Consider the following 6,558-nt stretch of genomic DNA (forward strand, 5'->3'; position numbering starts at 1 on the left):
TAAACCTCTATGACTCAGAACAACAGGCCATCGGCCAATGGCGGGATTATGGAACGATTGTGGTGGCGGATCCGGCCCAGAGGTGACCCACAGTGAACCTGGAGCTTATGCAGCACCCGATCCGTATGGTCGGGTGATCGCCTCGAGAAAATGCCCGTCAGGGTCGGCGAAGTAGACGCCGCGTCCGCCGTCGTTATGGTTGATCTGCTGTGGACGGGACCGTGCCGGATCCGCCCAGTAGGGGATGCCCTGGGCCTGGATCCTTGCGAAGATTCCGTCGAAGTCCTCCTCGCTGACAAGGAAGGCATAGTGCTGCGGGGAGATGGGCCGGTCAGACGTGGCGAAATCCAGGGCCACTCCATGGTCGAGGGCGACGGTCATAAAAGACCACATTGCCTGGGGCTTCGGGAGACCGAGCACGTTGGCGAGGAACTCCGCCGACCGGCGTTTGTCCGTTGAATAGACGATTGTGTGGTTGAAGTTGACCGTCATGACGACTGGCCGACCGGCAGCACCAGCATGTAGCCGGTGGGCAGATTACTACTCCAGCGTCGGGGCTCGCGGACGACGAACTGCGTCGCCAATTGCTCGGGGGTGAGCAGGGAGTTGGGTGCAGGGGAGGGGCCCCACGGATCGCCGCCGTAGGGGTAGAGCGGATCCTGGACCCGGATGCCGGTGACGGAGAACTCCGGGAACTGGTTGGGATCGCCCAGTGATTCGAAGCCGCTCATCACTGATACGTGGCGACCACGCCACAGGACCAGTCCAACGGGCCGGTCAGTCTCGGCGATGGCGCGCGCGGCGGTCTGCAGCGCTTCCTCGTAGTCGGCAACGCTGACAACGGTGTATGGCCCCATTCCGATTTCGTTCAGGACCTGTGCCCAACCCAAGGGGTTGGCGCCGTTGAACGAGTTGGACGATCGCGCCCGGGCCATCTCCCACAGTTCGCCCTGTTGAACGCTGTCGGCCCACGTGCCTGCCCCAGTGTCATCGATGAGGTTGTGCATCATCTGGATGCTCGCCGCCACACACCACTCAAAGGTGTACTGCGGCACGTAGTCTCCCTCTTGGTAGAGGTTAAGGGCGAACGGCTGGGGAACCGGGGGCGGCGTGGGAACCGATGTTGGGCTGTGGGACAGTGTCGGGGGAGGAGCAGGGACGTTTTCGACGGCGGCTGGCGGGGCCGACGAGGTCTGGATGGGCGGATCGGGGGCAGCCTCGTCGAGACTAACCGCGGGTACGCACGCCGAGAGGAGCGTCGCTGGGAGAACGAACCACGCCAGAAGACGGAGCTGGGCACCGGTCATGATCAACCCAGTTTATCGCGGCCGCAATCCGTCATACAGGGGATGCGCCCATGGGCCACCTTCCCCAACCAAGTAGCAGTAGATGCGGTTTTGGACGTCCAGAACAGCATCTGCTGCTACCTAGTTGGGTTGACGGACGACGGCGGCCAGTCACCTTTTTGGTGACCGACCGCCGGCGTACTTGTGGTGAAATGGTCCGAGCCCTCGAAGCTCGCTTTAGTGCAGTGTTTTGAAGGCTCGCGCCAGTGCTTCGATCAGACGGTCGGCGTCGCTGCTGGAGAACGGCAGCGGGGGGCGGAGTTTCAGAACGTTGCCTTGGGCGCCACAGGCGGAGATGAGGATCCGTTCTTCCCGGAGCTTATTCACGATCCCGGCGGCTGTATCGCCATCAGGGGTCAGCGTGGAGCGATCGGTCACCATATCGACTCCTACGAATAGACCGCTTCCGCGGACTTCTGCGACCTGGTCCAGACCCTGGGTGAGGTGCTTCAGCTCGGTAAGGATCTTTCCGCCGACTTTGAAGGAATTTTCTATCAGTGATTCTTCGCGAATCACGTCCAGGACGGCCTGGGCGGCGGCGATGGCTACGGAGTTTCCGCCGAAGGTGTTGAAGTAGCGGATGTTCTTGCCGAACTCTACGAGGAGTTCCGGTTTGAAGACCGCCGCAGCGACGGGGATTCCGTTACCCATGGGCTTGCCCATGGTCACGATATCCGGAACGATTCCGTGGCGTTGGAAGCCCCACCACTGCTCACCGGTGCGGCCGAAGCCTGGCTGGACTTCGTCGGCGATGTACAGGCCGCCGGCGGCGTGTACTTCTTCGATGATGGGACGGAGGAACCCTGTCGGTCCGGCGAAGATACCGTCGGAGGAGAAGATGCTGTCGGCGATGAAGGCCGCCAGTCCGATGCCGTGCCGGTGGAGGTCTGCGATGGCGGCGCGGACCTGGATACGCAGGTGGTCCTCCAGGGATCCTTGATCGGAGGAGAAGCGCAGGGCATCGGGGGCGTCGATGACCCGGACGTTTGCGCCCAAAGGTACGCCGACACCCAGGGACGGCGAGAAGGACGCTACTTCGGCTGTCAGGCCGTGGTAGGCGCCGGAGGTCACGATGATTCCCTGGTTCCCGGTGGCGTATTTGGCTACGCGCATGGCCAGGTCGTTGGCTTCTGATCCGGTGCAGGTGAACATGACATGGCCAAGCTCGGCCGGGAACGTAGAGAGCAATTGCTCCGAGTAATCCAGGATCGATTCCTGGACGTAGCGAGTGTTGGTGTTCAGTATCTGCATCTGTTCGTGGACAGCCGCTATGACCTTTGGGTGGGCGTGGCCGACCGAGGGAACGTTGTTGTAAACGTCGAGGTACTCGTTCCCGTCCCGGTCAAACAGTGTGACGCCCTTGCCGCGGACGACTTCCAAAGGGGTGTCATAGAAGAGCCGGTATCCGGGTCCGAGGCTCTGGTCCCGGCGTCGGATGTTCTTCTGCATCTGATCCGGTAGCTCACCGAGGCGATTGGGATCAAAGCCGTTGACCATGGGTTTGGAGGGCTTGCGGATGATCTGGGAAGAGTTGTCCATGATTTCTCCTTGGTGGCTAGCGGGTCTGGTTCAGGGTGGGAGACAGTGCGGGTGCCGGGGCTGCGGCTGTGGCGGCGAGCCGGTCCCAGTCCGGCTTTGAGTGGGAGAGGAGATAATCGCGCCTTTGAGGCAATTGATTTGCCCGCCACTGTGTTATCAGTGCCCGCAGGAGGAGCCGGGCCTGGGCTGAGACGATAAGGGCCTCCAGCTCCTGGTCGGGCAACGGACGAATGCTCCGGTAGCCATCCACGACGGGAAGTGCCTGTTCCCATGGGTTGGCCGGGTTTGTTCCGAGGAGGTTGGCCATGGTGACGCTGATGTCGAAGATCACGGGGGTTCGCACGACGTCGCCGAAGTCGATAATCCCGGTCACGTAGTCCAGTCCATTCGGATCGACAAGCACATTGAACGGGCTGAAATCCCCGTGGACAACCTGGGAGGTAAGCGTGTTGAGAAGGGGAACCACCTTCTCGTCGAACTGATCGAAAATGTCTTCGGCCAGGGAGCGTTTGTCCTCATCATCAAGATGGTCAAGAAGTGGGCGCATCCGGTGAAAATGCTTGAGGTCCCACATGAGCAATCGGTCCGCGCGAGGATGATCGAAGTCCTGCAAAGCCAGGCCCAGACGGGCAAGGCTTGAGCCGACCAACTCCAGCTGACCGGCAGAGGCCTCGTGGGTGGCCAGCAATTCTCCGGGCATGAAGCGCATCACGCGAAACACCCGGTCAAAGGGTCCCCCAGGCGCCGGAATAAGGATTTGCGGGTCTCCGCCAAGACTCCTGATCAGACGCTGGACCGGAAGTTCAGGGGCAGTCCGTTCCAAATGCTCCATGCATGCCGTCTGGAGGTGGACGATCACCGGATCCTCATCCGGTGGTGACACCTTTACCAGATAGGTTTCTTGTCCGTCCCGGAGGCGGAAAGTATCGTCCTTCTCGGTGGGAATCCGGACAAGCGTCCCTTTCAGCCCATAGGACTGTTCAAGGATCTCCAAGACAGTCGAGTCAGCGAGCTCAGACTGCTCCGCCAAGAGTCCACTCTCCGATGCGACGGCATCGATAAATTCGGAGTCTGTACTGACATTCATGTCTTGGGCTCCTGCCGTAAGTGATTGGTAATTGGCTTTGGGGGGTAACTGTTCACCTGTTCAACAGTTCTACATGGAGTATGGCATGCGGCCAATAGATCTCGCAAGGAAACGACTACACGCATGCCGCAAAGGCCCCGCCGCTTTCGGTCTTTCTGGGTGAGAATGACATCTCACTGTCGTCAACTGTTCAACTGTTGACAGATGCTGAAGAAGAGATTTAGAGTCGACGTGTTGGGCAGCCGGGTCTTCAGTACAAAGGAAGCCGTGGAGCCCAGACACCTCATAAAAGCGGAAGGCCACATGCGGGCCTCTCAAAACTTCAATGAACGGACGAATCATGGCAGACTCCAACCGGCCGAAGTACATCTCCTTTGATATCTACGGCACACTGATCAACTGGAATACTGATTCCACTACCCTTCGGCTGCTCGCAGGCCGTCTGCCTGAAGAGCAGTGGCCTGCTTTCAAGAAGGTTTTCCGCGGATACCGGTTCGACGAGGTCCTTGGCGACTACAAGCCCTACGAGCAGATCCTTCAGAATTCCTTTGACCGCGTATGCAAGTTTTTTGGCATTGGGCCGACCCCTGGTGCGGGCGCAGAGTTCGCTGACGCTGTGCGTAGCTTTGGTGCCCACGATGACGTGCCGGCTCCGTTGAAGCTCATGGGCGACAACTACAAGCTGGTGGCTCTGTCCAACGCCGACGACAGCTTCCTGGAGATCAGCATTCCCAAGCTCGGTGCTGACTTCCACGCCGTGTTGACCGCTGAGCAGGCCCAGGCCTATAAGCCGCGTTACCAGGCCTTTGAGTACATGCTCGATACCCTGAACGCCAAGCCGGAGGACTTCCTGCACATCGCCTCGCACACCCGGTACGACATGCATCCGATGCACGACATGGGCTTCCGTAACCTCTGGGTGCTGGACCGTGGCTATGACCCCATTACCGGGGGCTACGACTACAACGCAGTTAAGTCCTTGGACGAGATCAACAAGCACCTCGGTCTCTAACCGACGTCGAGGCGAAAGGCCAACCCGTGAAACTTAACCCCTATTGGCTGGACACTGCCGAACCATCCGGGGACTACCGGCGCACGCCGGTACCGGAGAATGTCGACGTCGCCATCATCGGCGCCGGATTTACCGGACTCTCCGCGGCCCTGGAATTTGCCAAGCAAGGCGCCAGCGTTGTCGTTTTCGAACGTCACACCGTGGGGTGGGGGGCGTCGGGACGCAACGGGGGAATGGCAACGACCGGGTTGGCCATCGGTTTCGGCACGGCCGTGAAGCGCTATGGAAGCACCCGTGCCGTGGAGATGTTCCAGGAATACAACGATGCCATCGACAGCATCGAAAAGCTGGTGCATGACAATGGCATCGACTGCGACTACGAGCGGCACGGGAAGCTCTCGCTGGCGTTCCACAAGTCCCACTACGAGGGCTTCCTGAGGTCGCAGGAAAAGATGGCCGCCTTGGCCGACCATCACGTCACCGTGATTCCCAAGTCCGAGATCCACAGTGAAATCGGCACGGACTTCTACCAGGGGGCCATGCTTGACCCGCTCGGGGCTGGCCTGCATGTGGGCAAGTTCGTGCACGGGTTGGGCGGGGCGGCTGTTGCCGCCGGAGCCGAGATCTGCGAGGAAGCCGGTGTCACGGAGCTGAAGAAGGTTTCGGGCACTGTGCATGACGTGCACACCACCAGGGGCATCACCCGGGCCAAGCAGGTCCTGGTCGCCACCAGCGGTTACACCGGCGGGGTCACCCCGTGGCTGCAGCGCAGGGTCATTCCGGTAGGCAGCTTCATCATCTGCACCGAGCCGTTGCCCGAAGACGTGGTCAACCGGATCCTGCCGAACCGGCGCATGGCCTCGGACAGCAAGATGCTCTGTTACTACTTCCGGATCACCCCGGACAACCGTCTGCTCTTCGGTGGCCGGGCCCGTTTCGCCCTGTCCAGCCCGGATTCGGACGTCAAGAGCGCCGAGATCCTGCGCAAGGCCATGCTCGAACTCTTCCCGTACCTCTCCAACGCCAAGGTGGACTACATCTGGGGCGGACTGGTGGACCTGTCCATGGACCAGATGGTTCACGCAGGCCAGCATGACGGCCTCTTCTACTCCCTCTGCTACAGCGGTCACGGTGTGCAGATGGCAGCCCACATGGGTAAGAGGATGGCGCACTACATGGCCGGCGACAAGAGCGCGAACGTTTGGGAAGACCTGAAGAATCCGCCCGTCCCGGGCCACTTCGGACCGCCCTGGTTCCTGCCCTTCATCGGCGGAGCCGCAAAAATCATCGACCGGTTCAGCTAGGTCTACGAAGGAAATCCCATGCTTCCATCCATAAACGCTGTTGACGCGCGCCCGGAATCATCCCCAACTTCCGGTATGTCCAATGACCGGGACAACGTCGCGAATCTTCCCGGAGGTGCCTTCTTTGAAGGGCAGTGGCAGCGCGCCGAGTTGACCTTGGAAGTGCGGGATCCTGAGGATGGTGTCCTGCTGGGGCGGGTGTGCACCTCCACGTCAGAGGACGTGGAGCGTGCCACCTTGCACATCGAACGCCATCTCGAGGCGGACGAG

At 60.6% G+C, this 6,558-nt stretch carries 6 protein-coding genes and 1 pseudogene; 3 read left to right on the plus strand and 4 right to left on the minus strand.

Annotated features, from left to right (window positions below; translation table 11 throughout):
- Positions 1-105 precede the first annotated feature (105 nt).
- The 4 genes from MU551_RS18560 to MU551_RS18575 form a co-directional block, all read right to left on the minus strand.
- The gene (locus MU551_RS18560; protein WP_247047437.1) at positions 106-492 is read right to left on the minus strand and encodes a VOC family protein; all 387 of its coding nucleotides are present in this window, start codon (positions 490-492) and stop codon (positions 106-108) included.
- Positions 489-1,307: a hypothetical protein gene (locus MU551_RS18565; protein ID WP_247047442.1), complete on the minus strand. Its 819-nt coding sequence runs from the start codon at positions 1,305-1,307 to the stop codon at positions 489-491. The genes MU551_RS18560 and MU551_RS18565 overlap by 4 nt, the downstream gene beginning before the upstream one ends.
- 216 nt (positions 1,308-1,523) lie before the next feature.
- Complete coding sequence (locus MU551_RS18570; RefSeq protein WP_247047445.1) at positions 1,524-2,885, minus strand: aspartate aminotransferase family protein; 1,362 nt, start codon at positions 2,883-2,885, stop codon at positions 1,524-1,526.
- Positions 2,886-2,901: 16 nt separating this feature from the next.
- The gene (locus MU551_RS18575; RefSeq protein ID WP_247047447.1) at positions 2,902-3,972 is read right to left on the minus strand and encodes a phosphotransferase; all 1,071 of its coding nucleotides are present in this window, start codon (positions 3,970-3,972) and stop codon (positions 2,902-2,904) included.
- A gap of 340 nt (positions 3,973-4,312) precedes the next feature.
- On the opposite strand from MU551_RS18575, the gene MU551_RS18580 reads away from it, so the two are divergent.
- The 3 genes and pseudogenes from MU551_RS18580 to MU551_RS18590 form a co-directional block, all read left to right on the plus strand.
- The gene (locus MU551_RS18580) at positions 4,313-4,984 is read left to right on the plus strand and encodes a haloacid dehalogenase type II (RefSeq protein WP_247047449.1); all 672 of its coding nucleotides are present in this window, start codon (positions 4,313-4,315) and stop codon (positions 4,982-4,984) included.
- A 26-nt stretch (positions 4,985-5,010) separates the two neighbouring features.
- Positions 5,011-6,288, plus strand: a complete 1,278-nt coding sequence (locus tag MU551_RS18585) for an NAD(P)/FAD-dependent oxidoreductase (protein WP_247047456.1) — start codon at positions 5,011-5,013, stop codon at positions 6,286-6,288.
- A gap of 18 nt (positions 6,289-6,306) precedes the next feature.
- Positions 6,307-6,558: pseudogene (locus MU551_RS18590) on the plus strand (aldehyde dehydrogenase family protein); the annotation flags it as partial.

Origin of the sequence: Arthrobacter rhizosphaerae, assembly GCF_023062595.1 — a bacterium.
Taxonomy (GTDB): Bacteria; Actinomycetota; Actinomycetes; order Actinomycetales; family Micrococcaceae; genus Arthrobacter; species Arthrobacter rhizosphaerae.

Coding starts and splice junctions, on each gene's coding strand:
- MU551_RS18575 (WP_247047447.1), bottom strand. CDS start 3,972: ATGAATGTCAGTACAGACTCCGAATTTATCGATGCCGTCGCATCGGAG.
- MU551_RS18580 (WP_247047449.1), top strand. CDS start 4,313: ATGGCAGACTCCAACCGGCCGAAGTACATCTCCTTTGATATCTACGGC.
- MU551_RS18570 (WP_247047445.1), bottom strand. CDS start 2,885: ATGGACAACTCTTCCCAGATCATCCGCAAGCCCTCCAAACCCATGGTC.
- MU551_RS18565 (WP_247047442.1), bottom strand. CDS start 1,307: ATGACCGGTGCCCAGCTCCGTCTTCTGGCGTGGTTCGTTCTCCCAGCG.
- MU551_RS18560 (WP_247047437.1), bottom strand. CDS start 492: ATGACGGTCAACTTCAACCACACAATCGTCTATTCAACGGACAAACGC.